Consider the following 24,361-nt stretch of genomic DNA (forward strand, 5'->3'; position numbering starts at 1 on the left):
CGCGGGCCCGGGGGCGCGGTGCGTGCGGGCCCGCGCCCCCGTCGGCGGGCCGGGTGGGGCCCGTCCGGCCGTCAGGACTCCTTGGGCAGCAGGACGACGCGGCTGCCGTGGAGCTCGCCGTCCTCGATGCGCCGGTGGGTGCGGGCGGCCTCGGACAGCGGGACGCGCTCGACGGAGCGGGCGCGCAGCCTGCCGCTGCCCACCAGGCGGTTGATCGCGACGGCGGCTTCGGCGAGTTCGGCGGTGGTGGCGTGGGAGATGACGAAGCCGACGACGGAGCCGTCCTTCATGTAGAGCGGCCCGGCGGGCAGCACGGGCTGCGAACGGGCGCCGGCGAGGAGCACGATGCGGCCGCGCGGGGCCAGCACGTCGACGGCGGCGGCCAGGTCGTTCCGCCCGGAGGTGTCGATGTGGACGTCGATCCCGGCGGGGCTGCACTCGCGGATGCGGGCCGTGAGGTCCGGGTCGCGGTAGTCGAGCACCTCGGCGGCGCCGAGGGACCGGCAGTGGTCCGCGTCGCGGGCGGCGGCGGTGGCGACGACCCGGGCGCCCGCCTCGACGGCCATGGCGACCAGGGCGCTGCCCACGTTCCCCCCGGCGCCGGCGACGAGGACGGTCTCGCCGGGGCGCACCCGGCCGTGGGTGAACAGCGCCAGGTAGGCGGTGCCCGCGGGGTGCACGACGGCCACGGCCTCGGCGGCGTCGACGCCGGGCGGCAGGTGGTAGAGCCGGTCGACGGGGACGACGGCCTGCTCGGCGGCGGCGCCCTGGCGTCCGCCGTGCCCCAGGCTGTTGCACCAGACGCGGTCGCCGGGGGCGAAGCCGGGGGCGCCGGGGCCGGCGGAGACGACGGTGCCGACGAGGTCGCGGCTCACGGCGAACGGGAAGTCGACGGGGGTGCGGAAGAGCCCCGACCTCACGAAGGTGTCGACCGGGTTGACGGAGACCGCCTCGACGTCGACGAGCACGTCGGTCGGGCCCGGTACCGGCGGGTCGATCTCGCCGTAGCGAATGTTCTCGGCGGGGCCCAGTTCCTGGATGAAGGCTGCACGCATGGCCCGATCCTCGCAAGGCGGAGGCAAGCCGGAACACTGCACGAACGCGGCTTCGTCAACTCCCCTCGGGTGCAGGCCTTCAGTCCCGGGAGTCCAGCAGGCCGATTGCCGACGCAATGAGCGCGCGAGCGTCCGGGCCGTACGATGCAGCCTGTTTCAGGTTGTCGAACGCTTTCAGGTACAGCGCCACGTCACTCGGCTGTGTTTCCTTGATGGCTGCCGACAAGGTTTCCACGTGAACCCGCTGACGGTCGAATACGGTGAACGTTTCCAGCGGCCATGCCGGCCGGGGCGCCGTGAACGGTATGATTCCCAGTGAGACGGAAGGCAGCGCCATCACGGACAGTAGATGGCCCAGCTGCGCAGCCATTGCTTCCGTGCCGCCAATCCGGTACCGCAGGACCGACTCTTCGATCAGGACAGCGAATCTGTGGTCACCTTCGTGAATTACATGCGATCGCTTGAACCGCGCGGCCACGGCTTCTGTCACATCGTCCGGTGTTCCGCGGAACCTGGCGATGGAGGTCAGCAGAGCCGTCGCATATTCTTGGGTCTGAAAGAAGCCGGGAATCACGTTGGAGCAGTACACATGGAATTGCCGTGTCTGCTCATAGAGGGGTACACCCGACTCCTGCAGCCGCCTCAGCCCGGTCCGCTGGAGGCGCTTCCACTGGACATACATGGAATCGGCTTGCCGGTTGGAGGCGATCAGGTCATCGGCAAGCCCCGGCACCCCGCATGCCGCGCACCAGGATCTTATGTCCGCATCGCTGGGTGGCGTCTTGGCGTGCTCGATCCGCGACGACTTCGACTCACTCCACCCACACCGGGCAGCCAACTCTCGGGCCGTTATCCCTGCGTCGAGCCTGATTTCCCGCAGCCGAATTGCTACGGCTTCCCTGGCTGCTTGGGCTTTCGGTGAAGTGGATGACATGAATTTGGCCGCCGGTTGGACTCAGGTCGCGTGATCGCTGTGCCGCATTGCCCGATGCCAGACTTCCTCGCATACGGAAGGACGCGCGGAGTGCGAGGGCTGACTTCCACCCTGTGCAGCACCATTCCTGCCGCTTCCGCGTCAGCCCAGACGGTGGGGGCGGTGCCCAAGGTCGGGTTCGGGTCGACCCCAGCAAACCGTAGCGCCATGACGGCCTTTCCCGTCAAGCCCGCCGACGGCAAAGTGGCGTGCAAACTCGCGCAAGTTGGTGGAGTCGGCTCACGCGCGCCCTCTAGCGTCCAAAGCCCGGCCCCACCAGGACGGGTCGGCGAGTGCAAACGACCAACCATCACGAGTGAAGGAGCATGGGATGCCCAAGCACGGCGGCGGCACCGGAAGCGGCCAGGGCGGCAGTCAGCAGGACGACAGCAGTAGCGGGGCCAGGCACGGCGGGGGCGGCTCGGACGAGGGCGGCAACACGTCGGACGGCTCCGGTCCCACGACGGGCAAGCAGGCACGGTGACGACACGCACCGAAGAGGTGGGCCCTTCGGGGCTCGCCTCCGCGCTCATTGCTTCGGGCGCCTTGCCACCCGACTGGCTGCCTGCCTTCAGAGCAGTCCCGAGGGACATGTTCGTTCCCGACCGCATCTGGCCCGGTATCGCGGACGGAACCCGGCAGTCCCCCGTGGTGGATCGCACGAAGGACCCGGAAGGCTGGTTCAGGGCGGTGTACGCCGATATCCCGCTGACCACTCAGTGGGACGACGGCAGCCACACCGGGGACGGGATTGGCAAGACACCGTCCAGCTCCAGTTCCCAGCCCCACATGGTGTTCTCCATGCTGGCGGATCTCGACGTGGGGGACGGGCACAGGGTCCTGGAGATCGGCACCGGGACCGGGTGGAACGCGGGGCTGCTTGCCCACCGGCTCGGCGACGAGAACGTCGTCTCTGTCGAGTTCGACCCAGGCATCGCCGAGAGGGCCGGGGAGAACCTGCGCAACGCCGGACTGTCCCCTCGACTGGTCGTGGGCGACGGCCGGAAGGGGCACCCGGGAGGATCTCCGTACGACCGCGTCATCGCGACGTGCTCGGTCCGGGAGGTTCCCGGAGCGTGGGTGGAGCAGACCGCGACCGGTGGGCTGATCGTGACGCCGTGGGGAACGCTGTACGGCGGTGAGGCGATCGTCCGACTGACCGTGCGGTGTGGAACGGCCGCCGGGCGGTTCACGCGCTCCAGTGCTTTCATGCGCCTGCGGCAGCAGCGGGCAGACCGGCCCCCGCACGGTGCCTACCTCAAGGGCCGCACGTGGCCTGCGGATGGCGCCGGCAGAACCACCGACCTGTCACCGGCCGACGTGGGCGGGTGGGTGGAACAGTTCGCCATCGGGCTTCAGATGCCTGGGGCGTTCTGGTCTGTGGAGCGCTACGACGACGGCACGTACACGCTGTGGACCTACAGCACCGACACGCACTCGTGGGCGTCCGCCGACTACGTGCCGGGGGCCGACTCCTTCGCAGTGGTGCAGTCCGGCCCGCGAAGGCTGTGGGACGAGACGGAAGCCGCCTACCACTGGTGGGAGGGCCAGGGGCGGCCGGGCTTCGATCGGTTCGGCCTGACCGTGGACAGCGACGGGGAGCGGGCCTGGCTGGACTCCCCGGACCACCCTGTCCCCTCAGCGGGCTGATTACGCCGCACGCCCCGTCTGTGCACCGGCCCATGGCGCATGCGCGGAACACTGCACGAACGCGGCTTCGTCAACTCCCCGCAGGAGCCGGACCCCTACAGAGTCCGGGCACGCCGAAGGGCCGCCACGGGGGTGGTGGGCGGCCCTTCGGAAGGGGGGGTGTGGAGCAGCGGAGCGGCGGTCTCCGGCTTGGGGGGCGGACCGGCAGGTGAGGGTGGGGTGGGTGCTGCCGGTCCGCCGGGGGATGGGGTGAGCGGGTCGGGGTCGGGGTCAGAGCGTGTTGGAGGCGAGTGCGCGGGTTTCGCGGATCTTCGTGGCGAGCGCGGCGAGCAGCTCCTGCAGGATTTCGACGGTGGTGGCGTCGGTGAGGTTGTTGGCCTGGTCGAAGCGCTCGTGGGCGCGGAAGATCTGGAGCTCCGGCTTGACGACGACCCGGGAGTCCGTCCACAGGAACATCTGGCGCAGGGCCAGTTGCGCGCGGACGGTGCCGAAGTTCGTGGGGGCGGCGCCGGCGATGGCGATGGGCTTGCCGGTGAGGGAGGAGTCGAGGGCGGGGCGGCTCGCCCAGTCCAGGGCGTTCTTGAGCACGCCGGGAATGCCGTAGTTGTACTCGGGGGTGGCGATGAACAGGCCGTCGGCCTCGGTGATGCGGCGCCGCAGGTCGGCGACGGACTCCGGCAGCGCCTCGGCTTCCACGTCGCCGTCGTACGGCGGGATGTCCCGCAGGCCCTCGTAGACCTCGATGTCCAGGCCTCCCGGGGCGAACTTCCGGGCGGCGCGCACGAGGGCGCTGTTGTACGAGGCCGCGCGCAGGCTGCCGGAGATGGCGAGGATCCTGAGATCGGTCATGGGCTGTCCTTCCGCAGGGGCATGCGCAGCGCACGGCGGGGGCGGCCGGGGCCGTCCGCATGCCCCTGCGAGTGCGTGGTGGGCGTCGGTGGGGATGGCAGGAGTGTGGGCGGGGGCGCACCCGCGGGACAACAGGGCCCGTCGGTATCTGTCAGTTGCCGAGAACCTTGCCTCAACTGAACTGAACTGTATAGTTCACTGCAATGGGAGGGACGACCCCGTACACACGACGAGAGAAGGCATCATGACCACCCTGGGTTCCGCCGTCACCGCGGCCACCGCGATCCGCTCGGTGGCCGACGTCCTGCAGCCGCTCCACACGCTGGAGGGCGAGGGGTACCCGGTCCGCCGCGCGTTTCCGACGCCGCAGATCCCCTTCCTCGACCCCTTCCTGACGGTCGACCAGGCGGGCCCGGCGCATCTCGGGCCGGGCGAGGCCAAGGGAGCGCCCGACCGCCCGTACCGCGGCTTCGAGACCCTCACCTACGTCCTGGAGGGGGCCCTGGAGTGCGCCGACTCGACCGGCTCGCACGCCGCCCTCGCCCCGGGGGACGTGCACCGACTGACCGCCGCCGCCGGCGTCGTCCACTCGGTGGAGCCGACGCCGGCGCTCCTGGAGGCGGGAGGCCTCCAGCACCACCTCCAGCTGTGGGTGAACGTGCCCGCCGCGCACAAGGGGGCCCGGCCGCGCGCCGAGCACCTGGCGGCGGACCGGATCCCGGTCGTGCGCAGGCTCGACGGCTCCTGGTTCAAGGTGATCGCCGGCACGGCGCTGGGCGTGGCCGGACCGGTCGGGACGCCGACGCCCGTGACCGTCGTCCACGCCTGCCTCGCGCCGGGCGAGAGCGCCCGCCTGCCCGCGCCCGCGGGATGGAACACGGCGGTGTACGTGCTCTCCGGCAGCGGCGCCGTGGGCACGGCAGAGGTCTTCGACGGCGACCTGGCCGTCCTCGCGGACGACGGCGGGGCCGTACGGCTCGCGGGCGGGCCGGTCGGCGCCGACCTGCTCTTCCTGAGCGGCCTGCCGATCGGCGAACCGGTCGTCCGCAGCGGGCCGTTCGTCATGAACAGCGCCGAGGAGATCGAGCAGGCCTTCGACGACTACGCCTGCGACCGCCTCGGCCGCTACGACAGCTGACGCCCGAGCCCGCCCCGCCGTACGCGGAACCCCCCGGTGCTGCACCGCCCGGGGGGTTCCGCGCGCTGCCGTACGGGTCCCCCCGCAGCCGCCGCCGGCCGTACGGGGCCCGCCGCGGCGGCAGCGGGGCCCGAACGGAAGGCAGGGCTCAGGCGCCGGTGCCGTACTGGTTGAGGAACATGTCCACCCCGCCCTGGATCAGCCGCTCGCCGAGCTCCTCCCCGAGGTGGGTCCCGTACACCCCGTAGACCAGGTGCGGGGAGAGCACCAGCCCGGACAGCTGGAGCACGGCCAGCTCCATGTCCGGGATGCGCAGCAGCCCGCGCTCGTCCAGCCGGCCCAGCGCGGCGGCGAGGGCGGCGTGCTGGCGGCCCGGGCCCTCCTCCTGCCAGGTGCGGCCGAGCTCCGGGAAGCGGTGCCGCTCGCCGGCGATGACGTTGCGCAGCGCGAGGACGTCCGGCGTGGTCAGGCCGGCCACCCAGGTGCGGCAGGCCTCCACGAGGTCGGCGCGGACGTCGTCGGACTCGGCGAGGCGGGCCTGTATCACCGACTGGGCGACTTCCAGGGCCTCGTCGAGGGTCTGCCCGATGACGGCGTTGAAGAGGTTCTCCTTGCTGCCGAAGTGGTTGTAGACGGTGACCTTGGAGACGCCGGCCTCGGCGGCGAGCTGGTCCACGCCGGCCCCGAAGCCCTCGCGCAGGAAGACCGTGCGGGCGGCGGCCAGGATGGCCTGCCGCTTGCGTGCGGCCCGGGCACCGGTGGGCGCTCCCGCGGGGGCTGCGGCGGGCCGCGCGGTCTCGGCGGTGCTGTGTGCGGTCATGGCGCTCATCCCAACTCTCTCCGGCTGCGGGCCCAGTCTAGAACCGAACTGAACTGTACCGTTGCGTTCAGTTGAACTGAACTGTATGGTTCATCTAGCCGGGCCGCCAAGAAGGGGGCCGCAGACGGCAGTCGGAACGTCCCACCGCAGGAGGAAGCAGACATGAGCGGCACCCAGAACCCCCTCTTCAGGTCGCGGGCCCAGGTCCACGTCGCCGCCACCCCGGCCGAGGTCTACGCCGCGGTCAGCGACCTGGCCCGGATGGGCGAATGGAGCCCCGAGTGCCTCGGCGGCGAGTGGACGACCGGCGAGCCGGGCGCCGTCGGCTCCGTCTTCCGCGGCGACAACGAGCGCGCCGAGGACGTCGTCGCCTGGGCGCCGGTGGTCCGCGGCCGGTGGACCACCTACGCCGAGGTCGTCGCCGCCGAGCCGGGCCGCACCTTCCAGTGGGCCATGCACAACAGCAAGGGCGAGAAGCAGGACAGCGTCTGGGGCTTCACCATCGAGCCCGACGGCGAGGGCACCCTGCTGGTCCACCACTTCCGGATGGGCGCCGCCACCGAGGGCATCCAGGGCATCACCGCCGAGATGGACGACGCCCGCAAGCAGCAGTTCTTCGCCGAGTGGGGCGACAAGGTCGCCGGCGACCTCGCCGAGACCCTCGGCCGCATCAAGGTCGTCATCGAGAAGGAAGCTGCCTCGCAGCAGCAGGCCTGAGCCCCGCCGCCGCCCCGCACCCCGGCCGCCCCGCACCCGCACCCCGGCCGCCCCGCACCCCGCCGCACCCGGCTCCCGCCGCCCCGGCCCCCATCCGCACGTCACGTGAGAAAGGCAAGGCGATGATCCTCCAGCGCATCGGCAACAAGGGCATCCGACTCGGCACGCTCTTCGAGCGGGCCGCCAGGAAGCACCCGACGAACGTCGTGATCCTCGACCACGACCTGGACATAGCCCCGCAGCTGGGGCGCCGGGCGACGGTGGCGGAGGTCGCCGACCTCATCGACGACATGGCCTCCCGGCTCTGGGCCGCCAACGTCCGCCCCAGCCGCCGCGTGGTGGTCTACAAGTCGGACGGCTTCGACATCACCCTCCTCGCCTGCGCCGCCGTCCGCATCGGCGCCGTCCCGGTGCTGCTGTCGCCGAAGCTGGACGGGGAGACCGTCGCCGAGCTGGTCCGCCGCACCGACCAGCCCTACCTCCTCACCGACCAGAACAAGCTGGAGACGGAGCTGCCGGCCTCGGTCTTCGAGGAGGCCGAGCAGGTCCTGCTCACCTCCGGCAGCTACAAGGAGGCCGTCGAGCTCGCCTCCCTCGCCGGCTCCCCCCGCGTACCCGCCGTCACCATGCCGCCCGAGCACCCCACCCTGATCACCCACACGTCCGGCACCACCGGCACCCCCAAGCTCGCCGTCCACACCGGAGCCACCCTCCAGGCGCGCTACCGCCCGCAGGCCGCCATCACCAAGCCGCTGCTCCCGGGCCGCGAGACCATCGCAATGCACGTCTCCTTCGTCCACTCCCGGCTGATCACCGCCCTCGCCATCTCCCTCTTCCGCGGCTACCCGATCGTCGTCCTCGCCGACTCCGACCCCCGCAAGGCCGCCGACCTCTTCGCGCAGCTGCGCCCCGGCATCCTGGAGGCGCACCCCAACTCCTTCATGGAGTGGGAGGAGCTGGCGGACGACCCGCGCAAGCCCCTCGCCAACGTCAAGCTGTTCTCCAGCACCTTCGACGCCATCCACCCGCGCACCGTGCAGCGGCTGCTGGCCGCCACCGAGCGCACCGCCCCCGTCTTCGGCCAGCTGTACGGGCAGAGCGAGATCGGCCCGGCCGTCGCCCGCTCCTTCTCCCGCCGCCGCGGGCTCGACGCCGACGGCCGCTGCGTGGGCATGCCCTTCCCCGGCATGACCGACGTACGCGTCGTCAGCCGCAACGGCCTGCCGGTGTCCGAGACGAACCCGGGCTTCATCGAGGTCAAGAGCGACGGCCGGATCGTCACCTACCTCGGCGAGCAGGAGCGCTACGACAAGCAGGTCAACGACGGCTGGTGGCGGATGGGCGACGTCGGCTACCGCACCAAGTGGGGCTGCGTGCACCTGCTCGACCGCGAGGTCGACATGATCGAGGGCTTCGGCTCGACCCTCGCCGCCGAGGACACCCTCTTCACCCGGCTCGAAGAGCTCTCCGAGGTCATCATCATCCCCGACGAGTCCGGCCGGGCCGTGCCCATCGTCTGCACCCGCGACGACAAGCCGATCGACCCCGCCGCCTGGAAGGCCGCCACCGCCGGGCTCCCCCCGATGGCCGAGCCCGTCCAGTGGCGCCAGTCCGACCTCCCGCAGACCGCCACCACCAAGATCAAGCGGCTGGAGCTCGCCCGCCTGATCGCCGCCGGCACCACGTCCCAGCTCATCGAGGAGAAGATCTGACATGGCGAAGCTCATCATCGTCGGCGGCGGCATCGGCGGACTCGCTGCGGCCCTGGCCGTCGCCCGGCAGGGACACGGGGTCCTCGTCCTGGAACGCGCCCCGCAGTTCGCGGAGATAGGCGCCGGCATCCAGCTCGCCCCGAACGGCCTGCACGCCCTCGACCGGCTCGGCCTCGGCGACGCCGTCCGCTCCACCGCCGTCCAGATGGACGAACTCCGCTTCATGGACGGCGTCACCGGCGAGCGCGTCGCCGGCCTCGACCTGACCGAGGCCTACCGGGAGCGGTTCGGGAACCCGTACGCGGTCGTCCACCGCGCCGAACTGCACACCAAGCTGCTGGAGGCCTGCCGGGCCGCCGAGGGCATCGAACTGCGCAGCGCCGCCACCGCGACCGGCTACGAGCAGGACGCCGCGGGCGCCACCGTCGTCCTGGAGGACGGCGAGCGCCTCACCGCCGACGCCCTGATCGGCGCCGACGGCATCCACTCCGCGATCCGCGGCCAGCTCGTCGGCGACGGCGCCCCCCGCAACTCCGGGATCACCGTCTACCGGGCGATCATCCCGATGGAGCAGGTCCCCGAGGAGCTGAGGCACCTGACCTCCGTCACCTGGTGGACCGGGCCCGGCTGCCACTTCGTGCACTACCCGATCGCCGGCGGCAAGTACCTGAACCTCGCCGCGAGCAGCGACAACAAGGCCGTCGAGGCCGTCGCCGGGGTCCCCGCGACCGACGGCGACATCCGCCGCGAGTTCGCCTCGCTCGGCGAGGACGCCCAGCGCCTGCTCGCCCTCGGCGAGGGCTGGAAGTCCTGGGTCCTGGTCGACCGCGACCCCGTCGACACCTGGACCGACGGCCGGGTCGCCCTGCTCGGCGACGCCGCCCACCCGATGCTCCACTACGTCGCCCAGGGCGCCTGCCAGGGCCTGGAGGACGCCGTCGTCCTCGGCGACCTCCTCGACTGCGGCGCCGGCGAACTCCCGCAGCGCTTCGAGAAGTTCAACGCCGAGCGGCGCGAGCGCACCGGCCGGATCCAGCTCCTGGCCCGGGAGAGCATCAAGCTCTGGCACACCTCCGGCGCGGCCGCCTCCGACCGCAACGCCGTCCTGGCCGGCTTCAGCCGGGACGAGCTCCACGACTACGTCGCCTGGATGCACGGGCACCGCACCGACGACACCGCCACCGCCGCCACCGCCGCCGCCCTCACCGCCCCGAACGGAGACCAGCGATGACCACGACCCCGAACCACGTGCAGGTGGCCCTCATCGGGGTCGGCCCCCGCGGCCTGTCCGTCCTGGAGCGGCTGTGCGCCAACGAGCGGCACGCCCCCTCGCACGACGCGGTCACCGTCCACGTCGTCGACCCCTCGGCACCCGGCGCCGGCCAGGTCTGGCGCTCCGACCAGTCCCAGCACCTGCTGATGAACACGGTCGCCTCCCAGATCACCGTCTACACCGACGACAGCGTCCGCACCGCGGGCCCCATCGAGCCCGGCCCGAGCCTGTACGAGTGGGCGACAGGCCTCGCCGCGGCGGACGGCGCGGACGGCGCCGACCCGGCCGTCGTCGCCGAGGCCCGCCGCCTGGGCCCGAACACCTACCCCAGCCGCGCCTTCTACGGCGGCTACCTGCGGGCCGCGTTCGAACGGGTCGTCGCCGGCGCCCCCGCCCACGTCACCGTGCAGGTGCACCGCTCGCGGGCGGTGGCCATGGCCGACACCCTCGGCATCCCCGGCGGCCCGCAGGGCATCCGGCTGGAGGACGGCACCCGCCTCGACGCCCTCGACGCGATCGTCCTGGCCCAGGGGCACGTCCCGGCCCGGCTCACCCCGCGCGAGGCGAAGACCGCGAGCCTCGCCCGGATCCACCACCTGCGCTACTTCACCCCCGCCAACCCGGCCGACCTCGACCTCGACAGCGTCCTGCCCGGCGAGAACGTCCTGCTGCGCGGCCTCGGCCTGAACTTCTTCGACCACATGGCCCTCTTCACCGCCGGCCGCGGCGGCAGCTTCACCCGCGGCGAGGACGGCCGCCTCACCTACCACCCCTCGGGCAGGGAGCCCGTCCTGTACGCGAGTTCGCGCCGGGGCATCCCCTACCACGCCCGCGGCGAGAACGAGAAGGGCGCCTACGGCCGCTACCTGCCGCGGCTGCTGACCCCGCAGCGCATCGAGGAGCTGCGCGCCCGCTCCGCGGACGGCGAGGGCATCGGCTTCACCGCCGACCTGTGGCCGCTGATCTCCCGCGAGACCGAGAGCGTCTACTACGGCACCCTGCTCCAGGCCCGCGGCCGAGGCGACGAGCGCGAGGGCTTCACCCGCCGCTTCCTGTCCCTGGAGGACGCCGCCGACCGGGACTCCCTGCTGGACGTGTACGGCATCGAAGCGGCCGACCGCTGGAACTGGGAGGCTCTCTCCCGGCCGTACGGCGACCGCGAGTTCGCCGACCGCGAGGACTTCCGGCAGTGGCTCACCGCCTACCTGGAGCGCGACGTCGCCGCGGCCCGCGCCGGCAACCTCAGCGGGCCGCTCAAGGCAGCCCTGGACGTCCTGCGCGACCTGCGCAACGAGATCCGCCTCGCCGTCGACCACGGGGGCCTGACCGCCGACTCACACCGCGACGACCTGGAGGGCTGGTACACGCCGCTCAACGCCTTCCTCTCCATCGGCCCGCCGGCCTCCCGCATCGAGGAGATGATCGCGCTGATCGAGGCCGGGGTGCTCGTCCTGACCGGCCCCGGCACCGAGATCCGCGTCGACACCTCCTCCGGGCAGGCCGCGTTCACCGCCGCCTCGCGCACCGTCCCGGGCCCGCCGGTCCGCGCCGGGGTGCTGATCGAGGCCCGGCTGCCCGAGCCCGACCTGCGGCGCACCGACGACCCGCTGCTGCGCCACCTGCTCGACACCGAGCAGTGCACCACCTACCGGATCTCCGGTCCGGGCGGCGCGGGTTACGAGTCCGGCGGCCTCGCCGTCACCGAGCGCCCGTACCGGCTCCTCGACGCCCGCGGCCTCGCCCACCCGCGCCGGTTCGCGTACGGCGTGCCCACCGAGTCCGTGCACTGGGTCACCGCGGCCGGCATCCGCCCGGGCGTCGACTCCGTCACCCTCGGCGACTCGGACGCCATCGCCCGCTCGGTGCTCGCCCTGCCGCCCGCCGCGGCCGTCCCGGCCGGGGTGTCGCTGCCCGCCGAGACCGACCTGACCGGGGTCCTCGTATGAGCACCGCAGGCAGCGACGCGCTCACCGACGCGGGGCTGCTGTCCCCGGTGCGCGCCGGCACCCCGGCGGAGGAGGCCGTCTCCGACCTCGCCTGGCTCCAGGCGATGCTGGACGCCGAGGCCGCCCTGGCCCGGGCGCAGGCCCGGCTCGGGACGCTCCCCGAGGCCGCCGCGAAGACCATCACCGGCTGCGCCCGCGCCGACCGGCTGGACCTGCGCGCGCTGGCCCTGGCGGCGCGGGAGACCGCGAACCCGGTGGTCGGGCTGGTCCAGGCGCTGACCCGGGTGGTCGCCGCCGAGGACCCGGCCGCCGCCGAGTACGTCCACCGCGGCTCCACCAGCCAGGACGTCCTCGACACCGGGGCCATGCTGGTCGCCGCCCGCACGCTGCGCCTGGTCCGCGCCGACCTGGCCCGCACCGCCGCGGCGCTGGGGCGGCTGGCCGCGGAGCACCGGGACACGGCGATGCCGGGCCGGACGCTGGCCCTGCAGGCGGTGCCGACCACCTTCGGGCTGAAGGCGGCGGGCTGGCGGCAGCTGGTCCTCGACGCCGGGGAGCGGCTGGGCCGCGTCGCGGACGGCGGACTGCCGGTCTCCCTCGGCGGGGCGGCCGGAACGCTGGCCGGCTACCTGGAGTACGCCCGCATCGACGGCGGCGCCGGGGAGCAGCCGGAGGGCGTCGGATACGCGGAGCGGCTGGCGGAGGCGTTCGCCGCCGAGACGGGCCTGGCCCGGCCCGCGCTGCCCTGGCACGCGCTGCGCACGCCGGTCGCGGACCTCGCCTCGGCGCTGGGGTTCGCCGCGGGGGCGCTCGGGAAGATCGCCGTGGACGTGCAGAACCTGTCCCGGACGGAGGTCGGCGAGGTCGCCGAGCCGGCCGCGGCGGGGCGGGGCGCCTCCTCGGCCATGCCGCACAAGCGCAACCCGGTGCTCAGCACGCTGCTGCGCAGTGCCGCCCTCCAGGTGCCGGTGCTGGCGGCCGGGCTGGTGCAGTGCCTGGTCTCGGAGGACGAGCGCTCCGCCGGCGCCTGGCACGCCGAGTGGCAGCTGCTGCGCGAGTGCCTGCGGCTGGTCGGCGGCGCCGCGCACACGGCGGCGGAGCTCGCCGAGGGGCTGACGGCGCGGCCCGATCGGATGCGCGCGAACCTGCTGCTGACGGGCAGCCAGGTGGTCTCGGAGCGGATCGCGGCGGTGCTGGCGCCGGAGCTGGGGAAGGTGGCGGCCAAGCAGCTGCTGACGCGGGCGTCCGCGGCGGCGGAGGAGGGCGGCCTGCCGCTGCACGAGGTGCTGGCCGCGGAGCCGGCGCTCCAAGGGCGCTGGAGCGAGGGCGAGTTGGCGGGGCTGTGCGATCCGGGGGCGTACACGGGCGGGGCGGGCGCGCTGGTGGACCGGGCGCTGGAACGGCCCGGGCCGACGCTTGAGATTCAACTGAACTGAACTGTATAGTTCAAAACATCAGACGCCGCGCACCGAGCAGAAAGCCGAGGAGCCATGACGCCGCCGCCCGCACGTCCCGCAACCGGACGCTGGATCGAGGACTGGGACCCCGAGGACGAGGACTTCTGGCAGCGCAGCGGCCGCCGCACCGCCCGCCGCAACCTCGCCCTCTCCGTCCTCGCCGAGCACATCGGCTTCTCGGTGTGGAGCATGTGGTCCGTCCTCGTGCTCTTCATGTCGCCCGAGATCGGCTTCGCCTTCACCCCCTCCGAGAAGTTCCTCCTCGTGGTCGTCCCGACCCTGGTCGGCGCGGCCCTGCGGCTCCCGTACAGCTACGCCGTCACCCGCTTCGGCGGCCGCAACTGGACCGTCTTCGCCTCGGCCGTCCTCCTCGTCCCCGCCCTCGCCGCCTTCTGGTTCATCAGACAGCCGGGCACCGACCTGTGGGTCTTCCTCCTCATCGGGGCGCTGTGCGGGCTCGGCGGCGGCAACTTCGCCTCCTCGATGACGAACATCACCGCCCTCTTCCCGCAGCGCCTCCAGGGCTGGGCCCTCGGCATCAACGCCGGCGGCGGCAACCTCGGCGTCGCCGCCGTCCAGCTGATCGGCCTGCTCGTCCTGGCCACCGCCGGCAGCGCCCACCCCTCGTACGTCATCGCCGCCTACCTGCCGCTGATCGTGGTCTCCTCGGTCCTCGCGGCCTGGAAGATGGACAACTTCGCGGCCGTGCGCGGCGCGCCCGGCGCCCAGCGCGAGGCCGCCCGCAACCCGCACACCTGGATCATCTCCCTCCTCTACGTCGGCACCTTCGGCTCCTTCATCGGCTACGGCTTCGCCTTCGGCCTCGTCCTGCAGAGCCAGTTCGGCGCCACCCCCTTCGAGGCCGCGCAGTACACCTTCCTCGGGCCGCTCCTCGGCTCCTTCTTCCGGCCCGTCGGCGGCCTGCTCTCCGACCGGTTCGGCGGGGCGCGCGTCACCCTGGCCACCTTCTGCGCGATGGCCGCCGGGACCGGCCTGCTGCTGATGGCCTCCGCGCAGTCCTCGTACGCCCTGTTCCTCGGCGGCTTCACCCTGCTGTTCGTCCTGACCGGCATAGGCAACGGCTCGACGTACAAGCTGATCCCCGCGGTCTTCGCCCGGCAGGCGCAGGACGCCGTCACCTCCGGGCGGGACGCCGAGCAGGCCTTCGCCCGGGCCCGCCGCCTCTCCGGCGCGGTCGTCGGCATCGCCGGGGCCGTCGGCGGGCTCGGCGGAGTCGGCGTGAACCTCGTCTTCCGCAGCGCCTACAGCGGCCCCGTGAAATCCGGCGAGCCGGCCTTCACCGCCTTCCTCGCCTTCTACGCCGTCTGCATCCTCACCACCTGGGCGGTCTACCTCCGCCGCCGCCCCGCCGCCCCCGCCGGGGACGGCCGGGACGCCGCCGCGGCCGCCGCCGGCTCCGCCCGCACGGAGGCCTCCCGTGTCTGAGACCGCCACCCACTGCCCCTACTGCGCCCTCCAGTGCGGCACCCGCCTCTCGCACGACGCCGGGCGCACCGCCGTCCGCCCCGACGCCGCCTTCCCCGTCAACCAGGGCGGCCTGTGCCAGAAGGGCTGGACCGCCCCCGCGCTCCTCGACACCCCCGGCCGCCTCACCCGGCCGCTGGTCCGCGGCGCGGACGGCCGGCTCGCCCCCGCCGGCTGGGACGAGGCCCTCGACCTGGTCGCCGGCCGGCTGGAGCGGATCCGCGCCGAGCACGGCGCCGACGCGGTCGGCGTCTTCGGCGGCGGCGGCCTCACCAACGAGAAGGCCTACCAGCTCGGCAAGTTCGCCCGCGTCGCCCTCGGCACCAGCCAGATCGACTACAACGGCCGGTTCTGCATGTCCTCCGCGGCCGCCGCCGGCTCCGCCGCGTTCGGCCTCGACCGCGGCCTGCCCTTCCCCGTCACCGACCTCGCCGCCGCCGACGCGGTCCTCCTCGCCGGCGCCAACCCGGCCGAGACGATGCCCCCGCTGATGCGCCACCTCGCCGGACCGCGGCTCATCGTCATCGACCCCCGCCGCACCCCCACCGCCGAGGCCGCCGCCCTCCACCTCCAGCCCACCCCCGGCACCGACCTCGCCCTCGCCCTCGGCCTGCTCCACCTCGCCGTCACCGAGGGCCGTGCCGACCGGGACTACCTCGACAAGCGCACCACCGGCTTCGACGCCGCCTGGCGGCGGGCCGCCGCCTGGTGGCCCGAGCGCGTCGAACGCGTCACCGGCGTCCCCGTCGCCGAGATGCGCGAGGCCGTCGACCTCCTCGCCGGCGCGGCGCGGGCGTACGTCCTGACCGGGCGCGGAGCCGAACAGCACAGCAAGGGCACCGACACCGTCGCCGCGTTCATCAACCTCGCCCTCACCCTGGGCCTGCCCGGCCGCGAGGGCAGCGGCTACGGCTGCCTCACCGGCCAGGGCAACGGCCAGGGCGGCCGCGAACACGGCCAGAAGGCCGACCAGCTCCCCGGCTACCGCATGCTCGCCGACCCGGCCGCCCGCGCCCACGTCGCCTCCGTGTGGGGCGTCGACCCCGACGCCCTGCCCGGCCCCGGCCGCAGCGCCTACGAACTCCTCGACTCCCTCGGCAGCGGAGGCGGACCCCGCGCCCTCCTCGTCTTCGGCTCCAACCCCGCCGTCTCCGCGCCCCGCGCCGCCCGCATCGCCGACCGGCTCGCCTCCCTCGACCTGCTCGTCGTCGCCGACTTCGTACCCTCCGAGACCGCCGAACTCGCCGACGTCGTCCTCCCCGTCACCCAGTGGGCCGAGGAAGAGGGCACCATGACCAACCTGGAGGGCCGCGTACTGCGCCGCCGCAGACTCCTGCCCCCGCCCGGCGAAGCCCGCAGCGACCTCGACGTGCTCCACGGCATCGCCGTCCGCCTCGGCCAGGACCCCGCCCGCTTCCCGACCGAACCCCGCACCGTCTTCGAGGAGTTGCGCCGCGCCTCCGCCGGCGGCCGCGCCGACTACTCCGGCATCAGCTGGGAACGCCTCGACGCCGGCGAGGCACTGCACTGGCCCTGCCCCGAGGCCCCCGCCGGCGCCGCCCCCCACCCGGGCACGCCGCGGCTCTTCCTCGACGCCTTCGCCCACCCCGACGGACTCGCCCGCTTCGCCGAGGTCGAGCACCGCGACGCCGCCGAGACTCCCGACGCCGCATACCCGCTGTACGCCACGACCGGCCGGGTCCTCGCCCACTACCAGTCCGGGGCGCAGACCCGCCGGGTCCCCGAACTCGCCGCGGCCGCCCCCGGGTCGTTCGTCGAAATCCACCCCGACACCGCGGCCCGCCTCGGCCTGCGCGACGACCGCCCCGCCCGGGTCTCCTCGACCCGCGGCAGCACCCTCGCCACCGTCCGCCTCGTCCCCTCTCTGCGCACCGACACCGTGTTCCTGCCGTTCCACTTCGCCGGCGCCGGCCGCGCCAACCTGATCACCTCGGCGGCCCTCGACCCGCGCAGCCGGATGCCCGAGTTCAAGGTCTGCGCCGTACGCGTCGAGCCCGCCGAGGCCGCCGAGGCCGCGGGGGCACGGCCGTGAGCGCCGGCGAGGTCCTCGTCGTCGGCGGCGGCAGCGCCGCCCACCGGTTCACCGAGCGGCTCCACCACCACGGCCACCGCGGCGGACTGACCGTGCTCGGCGCCGAACCGGCCGCCCCCTACCACCGGGTCCTCCTCACCTCCGTCCTGGACGGGACGCTGCCGCCCGCCGCGCTGGACCTGCCCGCCCTGCCGGACGGGGTCCGGATGCGCACCGGGACCACCGCCGTCCGCATCGACCGCGCCCGCCGCCTCGTCCGCGCCGACGACGGCTCCGTCCACCGCTACGACACCCTCGTCCTGGCCACCGGGGCCCGCCCCGCCCTTCCCCGGATCCCCGGGCTGCCCCGCCCCGGCACCTCGGACGCGGTCACCGCCCTGCGCACCCTCGCCGACGCCGAACGCGTCCTGCGCGCCGCGCCGGACGCCCGGCGCACCGTCGTCCTGGGCGGCGGGCTCCTCGGTGTGGAGGCCGCGGCCGCGCTGACCCGGGCCGGGCACGAGGTGGCGCTCGTCCACCGCGGGCCCCACCCCCTGGACCGGCACCTGGACGCCGCCGCCGGAAGGCTGCTCGCCGGCCGGCTGGCCGGCCTGGGCGTGGAGCTCCACTGCGGGCGGCAGGCCGCCGCGTACTGCGCCGGCAAGCTCACCCTCGACGACGGCGCCGTCCTGGCCGCCGACACCCTCCTGCTGTGCACCGGCGCCGTGCCCGAGACGGCCCTGGCCCGCCGGGCCGGCCTCGCCGTCGGCACCGGGGTGCTCGTCGACGGGCGGCTGCGCACCGACGACCCGCACATCCACGCCATCGGCGACTGCGCCGAACACCCGGGCGCCGCGGCCGGACACCTCGAACCCGCCTGGGAGCAGGCGGAGTCGCTGGCCCGGCAGCTGACCGGGGCCGGGCCGCGCGAGGCCGGCTACCGGGGCACCCGGCGCGTCACCCGGCTGCGGGTGCCCGGCATCGACCTGGTCCGCCTCGGCGGACGGCCCGCCGCCGGCCCGGACGCCGACGGCAGCCCGGGCGGCGGCAGCGGTTCCGGCGCCGGCGGGGAGGCCGGCGCGGGGGCCGGCGCGGGCGCCGCCGCCGAAGTGGTCACCGTCGCCGACCCGGCGCGCGGCCGGTACGCCCGGCTCACCCTGCACGGGCAGCGCGTCACCGACGCGGTGCTGCTGGGCCTGCCCCGGGCCATCGCCGCCCTGAGCCGGCTGCACGAGCGCGGCCTGCCGGTCCCGGCCGGCCGCCTGGAGTTCCTGCTCGGCATCGAACCGGCGCCGCCGGGCGCCGACGAGCTCCCCGGCGACGCCGTCGTCTGCCGCTGCAACAACGTCACCAAGCACGCCGTCACCGAGGCCTGCCGGGCTGGCGCCGCCGACGTGGCGCAGGTCGCCGCCGCGACCCGCGCCACCACCGGCTGCGGCGGCTGCACGAGCACCGTGCGCGCGCTGTGCGGAACGGTCCGGACCGGAGGAAGCACGTCATGACAGGGAAGACCCGCACGCTCGTGGTGGCCGGACACGGCATGGCCGGCCACCGCCTGGTCGAGGAGCTCCGCACGCTGGACACGGCGGGCTCCTGGCGGGTGGTGGTCCTCGCCGAGGAGCCGCACGCCGCGTACGACCGGGTGGCGCTCTCCTCGTACCTGGACGGGCGCAGCGCCGCCGACCTCAGCCTGCCCGCCCCCGGCCTCACGTCGGACCCGCGGGTGTCGCTCCGGCTCGCCACGGCCGCCGCCTCGATCGACCGCGCCGCCCGTACCGTGACCACCACCGCGGGCGACACCATCGGCTACGACGCCCTGGTCCTGGCCACCGGCTCGAAGCCGTTCGTCCCCCCGGTGCCGGGCCGCGACCTGCCGGGCTGCTTCACGTACCGCACCCTCGCCGACCTCGACGCGATCCGGGAGGCGGCCGTGCCCGGCCGACCCGGCGTGGTCGTCGGCGGCGGCCTGCTGGGCCTGGAAGCGGCCAACGCCCTGCGGCTGCTCGGCATGGAACCGCACGTGGTGGAACTCGCCCCGCGCCTGATGCCGGTGCAGGTGGACGCGGCCGGCGGCGGCGTCCTCGGGCGGCGGGTGGCGCAGCGCGGGCTGCACGCCCACTGCGGGGTCGCGACCGCATCGGTCCAGGCGGGCCCGGACGGCCGCGCCGCGGGAGTGTCCCTGGCGGACGGCACCGTACTGGAGGCGTCCGTGGTGGTCTTCTCCGCCGGCGTGCGCCCCCGCGACGAACTGGCCGCCCCGGCGGACCTGGACCGCGGGGAACGCGGCGGCTTCCTGGTCGACGCGCTGTGCCGCACACAGGACAGCCGCATCTGGGCGATCGGGGAGTGCGCGGCCGTTTCGGGCCGCTGCCACGGCCTGGCCGCCCCCGGCTACCGCATGGCCGAATCGGTGGCCCGGCAGCTGCTGGGCATGGGCGGGGAGGCCTTCGGGGAGCCGGACATGTCGACGCGCCTGAAACTGCTCGGTGTGGAGGTGGCGAGCTTCGGCGACGCCCACGCCGGCACCGCCGGCGCCCTCGAACTGAGCCGCCTGGACGAGAAGCGGGGCACGTACGCCAAGGTCGTCCTCGGCGCCGACTGCCGGACCCTCCTCGGCGGCATCCTGGTCGGCGACGCCCGGGCCTACGCCGACCTCCTCCCCTACGTGGGCCGCCCCGCCCCCTCGGCCGCCCACCGCCTCCTGGCCCCCGCGTCCTGACCCTCCGCGCCGTGGCCCCCTCAGGCCGCCCCTCAGCCCAACCGGCGCGCTCCGGACGAGTGACGTCGCAGGACGGCGGCGGCGCGGTGGCGTGCCGCGGGCAGCCCGGACGGCTTATGGGTCTGCCGTGACCACACACCCCCTGCGCGGACGTCCCGCTCTCCTCGCCCTCGCTGCCGCCGTCCTCCTGGCCGCACCCACCGCGGCGGCGGCCACGCCGCCGGAGCACCCCCACGGCACCTTCTCCCGCCCGGCAACCACGGCTCCGGTCGGCCCCCGCCCCTCGCCTCCGGCCGACACAGCCCGGTACGTGGAGCGGTTCGAACAGCAGCTCTCCGAGTCCGGCTACGTCTCGCAGTCCGGAACGGAGGAGGTCTTCGACCTGAACCGCCGGTACTGCGAAGGCGTCGTCTTCAGCGGCCTGTGGCCCAACCCCCAGTCGCCCTACATCATCACCGGCATGCCGGAGGTCCCGGGGCAGGCACCCAACACCAACCCGCCCGCGACGTGGCGCCTGCGCCAGGACGAGGCCATCGTCCTGATCGGCACGACGCCGCCGCCGGAGGCGTACTTCTCCTTCGACCTCACCCACCTGAAGGGCTCGCTGGCCACCGGCCCGATCCTGTGGACCTCCGTGGGCGACCCGATCAACAACAAGACGGTGCGCACCCAGGGGCCGACCCCGTACAACCGGCCGTTCGCGCTGGTCATCACCGGCAACGGGCGCACCCGGGCCGAGGTCAACAGGATGCTGGAGGCCTCCGGGCTGCGCGGGGCGACGAACAACATGACGATCCCCCCGGCCCTGTACCGGCTCGGCCTCGACCGGGGCTCCGACGAGTTCCTGCTCGGCACCCGCACGCTGCTGCCCGAGCCCGGCTTCGAGAAGGCGCTCGACGCATACCGCGCCTCGCCCCCGATCAAGGCCTTCCGGGTCCGGCCGCAGAGCGGCTCCGCGGACGAGAAGAAGCCGGTGTACGCCCCCGACCCGCTGCCCGTCCCCCCGCTGCGCGTCTCCGGGACCGGGGCCACCGAACTCGACCTCAACCCCGCCCTGCAACTGCTGCGCCGGCGCATCATCGAGGCCCACCCGGGCTACGACGTGCACGAGAAGGTCGTCGAGCGGGGCTTCGAGGAATCGAACGTGGGGCTGCAGGCCAAGCTGTTCACCGATCCCCCGGTCACCGGGGTGGACGCGCTGTCCAACGACGCCGACGATCCGATCACACGGAACTTCTCCCTGCCGGACGGCTCCTTCGCCGTCGCGTACGGCGCGAACCACGCGGCCACCGGCCAGGCGACCTACTCCAGCATCACCATGTACGCCGACCGCAAGGCGGCCGTCTCCCTGGCCGCGCAGCACAACCGCGATCTGCAGGGCAGCGCGCAGGACTTCATCCCCGACCAGCCGAAGGCCGACAAGCTGTACGCCTGGACCTTCAGCCGCGCCGGAGACGCCGGACCGACCGGGCGGCACGTCACCGCGCTCCCGCCCACCGGCACTGACTTCTGTGCGCAGTACGGCACCGACCGGCCCGTCGACATGAGCACGCTCCGCCTCGTGGCCCGTGCCTACATGCAGCCCGAGACCGCCACCCGCCCCGCCCTCTCCTCGCTCCTCCTGGACCGGCTGCTCGTCTTCACCCCGAAGAAGAAGTAGCGGACCGGCACACGGCGCGCCCCCCGGGTTCGACGGGAACCCGGGGGGCGCGTGGTCGTTGCGGGCGGCCGGTCCTGAATTCCGGCCGGGGGCGGTGCGCGGCGCTCCGGTGGGCGGCGGGGGCTCCGGTGGGGCGGAGGTGCACCGGTGGGGTCGGTGCGCTGCCGGTGGGGCGGGGCCGCGCGGCGGGACGGGCGGGTCCGGACGGGCCGGGCCGGCGGTCAGACCGTAAGGCGGTCACGGGGCTGGTCGGGGGCGCCCGGTGCGGACGCTGCCGCCGCCGCGGCGGCCTTCGCGGCCCTGGCCTTGCGGGAGCTGGAGAAGCGGCGGGTGATGGGCGCCTCGACCCAGGCGTACAGGGCCCAGGAGAGCAGCACCGAGACGACGGCCTGGGCGGCGATCAGGGCGATGCCGACCGGCGTCGAGAAGAGCCCGTCGCCGAGGAGCTCGCGCGAGTAGGCGAGGACGATGTAGTGGACCAGGTAGAAGGCGAAGGAGATCTCGCCGAGCCAGACCATGGGCCGGTTGTTGAAGAGGGTCGGCTTGCTCTCCGCGTCGCGGGCGGCGAACGCGGCGATGACGAGCACGATCGGGATGAGGGTGACCGAGCGCTGCGCGTACAGGTGCTCCACGTTGAGCGCGACGCCGTAGCTCGCGGCCAGCAGCAGCGTCGACCAGACGGTGCCGATGTCGCGCCAGCGGCCGGACATGACCGCGCGGGCGACGAGGATGCCGAGCGCGAAGTCGAGGAGGCGGACCGGCGGCAGGACGTACGCGAACCAGTACTGGACGGTGGAGGTGCCGTCGGCGCCGGGCATCTGCATGCCGCCGCCGGGGATGACCGCGTAGGTCAGGGTCGGCGTGAGCATGATGGCGGCGACGGTGCCGGCGATCCAGAACTTCAGCCGGGAGGCGTCGATCTTCCTGATGCCCAGGTAGAGCAGCGGGAAGGCGAGGTAGAAGATCGCCTCGGCGCCGAGGGACCAGCTGGGCGGGTTGACGCTGAAGTTGGTGTAGAAGTCCGGCACCCAGACCTGGAGCATGAACAGGTTGAGGACGGCCTGCCACGGCTCCGTCATGACGGCCGCGAAGGTGACCAGGGCGAGGCCCCAGGTGACCACGTAGTTCGGGTAGATCTTGACGAAGCGCCGGCGCCAGAAGGCGCGGAAGGTGTCCTTCTCGCGGGCCGACCAGGCCAGGACGAAGCCGCTGAGGACGAAGAAGAACGTGACGCCGAGGGCGCCCGCCTGGGAGACGGCCTTGGCGAAGCCGTCGTTGGCCGCGTCGGACTCGAAGAGGCGGATCCACGGCACGCCGAGGGAGGCGTGGTAGAGGAAGACGAGCAGGGCCGCGGGGAAGCGGAGCCCGGTGAGCGAGTCGAGTCTGGGGAGTCTCAAAGGTCTTGAACCGTCCACTCTGTTCATGGACATGGCAAATTCGGCCCTTTCTCGGGAGGCGGGAACTGCGGCGGGAGTACGCGGGTCCGGGCCGCGGCGGCCCGTTCAGGCCGCGGCCCGGACCCGGGGGTGCGTCAGTCGCGGATGACCGTCTTGGTCCGCATGAGGAACTCACCCAGGTAGCTGTCGTGCGGGACGCCCGGCCGGATCCAGTAGGTCGGGTGGTCGCCCAGGTAGAGGTTGCTGATGGTCGGCTCCGCCAGCAGCTCGTCGATCAGCGCCTCGTCGTCCGTGAACGCGGTCAGCACCAGCGAGTTGCGCAGCGGGCCGATCCCGTCGGCGGGCGACCACGGGGCCACCCACACGCAGGGGAAGGGCAGTTCGATGCCGGCCTGCTCGGCGTCCGGCCGGTCCAGCTGGTGGACCGCCGGGCGCAGGACGGCGCTCCCGTCGCCCAGCTCCTCCACGATGCCGTCGCCTCCCAGGTGCGCGGTCGTGCCCGCGGCGCGGGCCAGCAGGAACGCCTCCAGCTTGCGGGCGCCCTCCGCCGGCTGCACCGCCAGGACGGCCTTCTCGTCCTCGGGCGGCAGGCTCGGGATCGCGGCGAGCCGCTCGGCGATCGCCTGCGCGAGGGGCGCCGGGTCCCCCTCGACCAGCACGGTGGTGGCGTTGATGCAGGCCACTCCGCCCTGGTGGGCGATGGAGTCGACGATGGTGTCGAGGTGGTCGCGCCAGTCGGTGCCCGCCGGGACGAGCATCTTCGAGCGCCCCGGGCCCTGCGGCAGCACGCGGGTGCCCGCGTACTTGCGGACGACCTCGTCGCCGCCGTACACCAGGCCGTAGTCGGCGCTGCGCAGGATCTCGTCCGCCGCGTCGTAGTCCGTGGGCAGCAGCACGACCTGGTCGGCGCCGAAGCCCGCGGCCCGCAGGGCGGAGATCAGGCGGTGCGGGGTGAACGGCTCGCGCCGCGAGGGCCGGACCGCGACCCGGTAGCCCATGGCGAGGGCCTCCACCCACAGCGAGTGCGGGCCGGGGTGGTTGCCGGCCGCGTGCACCGCGAAGACGTCGCCCTTGCGGGTCCACACGGCGCTGCCGCGGCGGGTCTCCTCAGCGCGCCAGTCGTCCACGGCGCCGACGGGGCGCGCCTGGTACGCGGCGACCGGGGCCACCTCGGTGGCCTCGATGATGGCGGCGGTCGCCGCCCGCACGACGCCCATCGGCACACCGGAGACACGGGCGACGGTGCGCTGGTACTCCTCGAAGGTGAGCCCGTCGACGATCTCCTCGGCGAAGATCCGGCCCGCCCGCGCCAGCGCCGCCGTCCGCTCGGCGGCCGGCAGGGTGCGGGCCTTGCGCAGGGCGTCCATGGCGCGGGTGACGAACAGCTTCGGCACCAGGCTCAGTTCGGCGACCGGTGCGCCCGCCACGTCGGTGACGGTCATGCGCTTGCGGGCGCGGAAGGGTCCGGAGGGCCCGAG

Annotated in this window: 19 protein-coding genes; 13 read left to right on the top strand and 6 right to left on the bottom strand. The window is 74.0% G+C overall.

The window, feature by feature from the left end; genetic code table 11:
* Window positions 1-71: 71 nt before the first annotated feature.
* Window positions 72-1,055, bottom strand: coding sequence for an NADPH:quinone reductase (locus MUK52_RS15525; protein ID WP_114053355.1), 984 nt, complete (start codon window positions 1,053-1,055; stop codon window positions 72-74).
* Window positions 1,056-1,134: 79 nt separating this feature from the next.
* Window positions 1,135-1,989, bottom strand: a complete 855-nt coding sequence (locus tag MUK52_RS15530) for a helix-turn-helix domain-containing protein (protein ID WP_284577152.1) — start codon at window positions 1,987-1,989, stop codon at window positions 1,135-1,137.
* A 370-nt stretch (window positions 1,990-2,359) separates the two neighbouring features.
* Here MUK52_RS15530 and MUK52_RS15535 point away from each other — a divergent pair, with 370 nt between their 5' ends.
* Window positions 2,360-2,512 (top strand): hypothetical protein, encoded by a 153-nt coding sequence (locus MUK52_RS15535; protein ID WP_174250325.1) that lies wholly within the window; start codon window positions 2,360-2,362, stop codon window positions 2,510-2,512.
* A gap of 107 nt (window positions 2,513-2,619) precedes the next feature.
* Window positions 2,620-3,678 (top strand): methyltransferase domain-containing protein, encoded by a 1,059-nt coding sequence (locus tag MUK52_RS15540; RefSeq protein ID WP_284577154.1) that lies wholly within the window; start codon window positions 2,620-2,622, stop codon window positions 3,676-3,678.
* Window positions 3,679-3,948: 270 nt separating this feature from the next.
* On the opposite strand, the gene MUK52_RS15545 is transcribed toward MUK52_RS15540, so the two are convergent.
* The gene (locus MUK52_RS15545; protein WP_114053353.1) at window positions 3,949-4,527 is read right to left on the bottom strand and encodes an NADPH-dependent FMN reductase; all 579 of its coding nucleotides are present in this window, start codon (window positions 4,525-4,527) and stop codon (window positions 3,949-3,951) included.
* Between the two features lie 244 nt (window positions 4,528-4,771).
* Here MUK52_RS15545 and MUK52_RS15550 point away from each other — a divergent pair, with 244 nt between their 5' ends.
* Window positions 4,772-5,665: a pirin family protein gene (locus MUK52_RS15550; protein ID WP_284577157.1), complete on the top strand. Its 894-nt coding sequence runs from the start codon at window positions 4,772-4,774 to the stop codon at window positions 5,663-5,665.
* Between the two features lie 148 nt (window positions 5,666-5,813).
* Here the strand turns inward: MUK52_RS15550 and MUK52_RS15555 are convergent, their stop codons facing one another.
* On the bottom strand, window positions 5,814-6,485 hold the full coding sequence (locus MUK52_RS15555) for a TetR/AcrR family transcriptional regulator (RefSeq protein ID WP_114058365.1): 672 nt from the start codon (window positions 6,483-6,485) through the stop codon (window positions 5,814-5,816).
* Window positions 6,486-6,647: 162 nt separating this feature from the next.
* Here MUK52_RS15555 and MUK52_RS15560 point away from each other — a divergent pair, with 162 nt between their 5' ends.
* The 10 genes from MUK52_RS15560 to MUK52_RS15605 all read left to right on the top strand — a co-directional run bounded on the left by MUK52_RS15560 (window position 6,648) and on the right by MUK52_RS15605 (window position 21,486).
* Window positions 6,648-7,202 carry an SRPBCC family protein gene (locus tag MUK52_RS15560; RefSeq protein WP_114053351.1) on the top strand — a complete coding sequence of 185 codons (555 nt, stop codon included), beginning with the start codon at window positions 6,648-6,650 and terminating at the stop codon, window positions 7,200-7,202.
* A gap of 122 nt (window positions 7,203-7,324) precedes the next feature.
* The gene (locus MUK52_RS15565) at window positions 7,325-8,914 is read left to right on the top strand and encodes a class I adenylate-forming enzyme family protein (protein ID WP_114053350.1); all 1,590 of its coding nucleotides are present in this window, start codon (window positions 7,325-7,327) and stop codon (window positions 8,912-8,914) included.
* 1 nt (window position 8,915) lies between these two features.
* Window positions 8,916-10,145 carry an FAD-dependent monooxygenase gene (locus MUK52_RS15570; RefSeq protein WP_284577162.1) on the top strand — a complete coding sequence of 410 codons (1,230 nt, stop codon included), beginning with the start codon at window positions 8,916-8,918 and terminating at the stop codon, window positions 10,143-10,145.
* Window positions 10,142-12,133: an FAD/NAD(P)-binding protein gene (locus tag MUK52_RS15575; protein ID WP_284577164.1), complete on the top strand. Its 1,992-nt coding sequence runs from the start codon at window positions 10,142-10,144 to the stop codon at window positions 12,131-12,133. The genes MUK52_RS15570 and MUK52_RS15575 overlap by 4 nt, the downstream gene beginning before the upstream one ends.
* Window positions 12,130-13,569, top strand: coding sequence for a nitrosuccinate lyase (locus MUK52_RS15580; protein WP_284577167.1), 1,440 nt, complete (start codon window positions 12,130-12,132; stop codon window positions 13,567-13,569). Before MUK52_RS15575 ends, MUK52_RS15580 begins: the two co-directional genes overlap by 4 nt.
* A gap of 54 nt (window positions 13,570-13,623) precedes the next feature.
* Entirely contained in the window at window positions 13,624-15,036 is a 1,413-nt protein-coding gene (locus MUK52_RS15585) for an MFS transporter (protein WP_114053346.1), read from the top strand.
* Window positions 15,029-17,128, top strand: coding sequence for a molybdopterin oxidoreductase family protein (locus MUK52_RS15590; RefSeq protein ID WP_284577170.1), 2,100 nt, complete (start codon window positions 15,029-15,031; stop codon window positions 17,126-17,128). The genes MUK52_RS15585 and MUK52_RS15590 overlap by 8 nt, the downstream gene beginning before the upstream one ends.
* Entirely contained in the window at window positions 17,125-18,609 is a 1,485-nt protein-coding gene (locus tag MUK52_RS15595; protein ID WP_284577172.1) for an FAD-dependent oxidoreductase, read from the top strand. Before MUK52_RS15590 ends, MUK52_RS15595 begins: the two co-directional genes overlap by 4 nt.
* Complete coding sequence (locus MUK52_RS15600) at window positions 18,606-19,826, top strand: FAD-dependent oxidoreductase (RefSeq protein ID WP_284577174.1); 1,221 nt, start codon at window positions 18,606-18,608, stop codon at window positions 19,824-19,826. The genes MUK52_RS15595 and MUK52_RS15600 overlap by 4 nt, the downstream gene beginning before the upstream one ends.
* A gap of 127 nt (window positions 19,827-19,953) precedes the next feature.
* On the top strand, window positions 19,954-21,486 hold the full coding sequence (locus tag MUK52_RS15605) for a hypothetical protein (protein WP_284577176.1): 1,533 nt from the start codon (window positions 19,954-19,956) through the stop codon (window positions 21,484-21,486).
* Between the two features lie 221 nt (window positions 21,487-21,707).
* Here the strand turns inward: MUK52_RS15605 and MUK52_RS15610 are convergent, their stop codons facing one another.
* Both MUK52_RS15610 and MUK52_RS15615 read right to left on the bottom strand, forming a co-directional pair.
* Window positions 21,708-22,883, bottom strand: coding sequence for an acyltransferase family protein (locus MUK52_RS15610; protein ID WP_284577178.1), 1,176 nt, complete (start codon window positions 22,881-22,883; stop codon window positions 21,708-21,710).
* Window positions 22,884-23,017: 134 nt separating this feature from the next.
* Window positions 23,018-24,325 carry an aldehyde dehydrogenase family protein gene (locus MUK52_RS15615; protein WP_472913484.1) on the bottom strand — a complete coding sequence of 436 codons (1,308 nt, stop codon included), beginning with the start codon at window positions 24,323-24,325 and terminating at the stop codon, window positions 23,018-23,020.
* Between the last annotated feature and the right edge of the window lie 36 nt (window positions 24,326-24,361).

Source organism: Streptomyces sp. 2P-4, assembly GCF_030167965.1.
In the GTDB taxonomy this organism is placed as follows: domain Bacteria; phylum Actinomycetota; class Actinomycetes; order Streptomycetales; family Streptomycetaceae; genus Streptomyces; species Streptomyces globosus_A.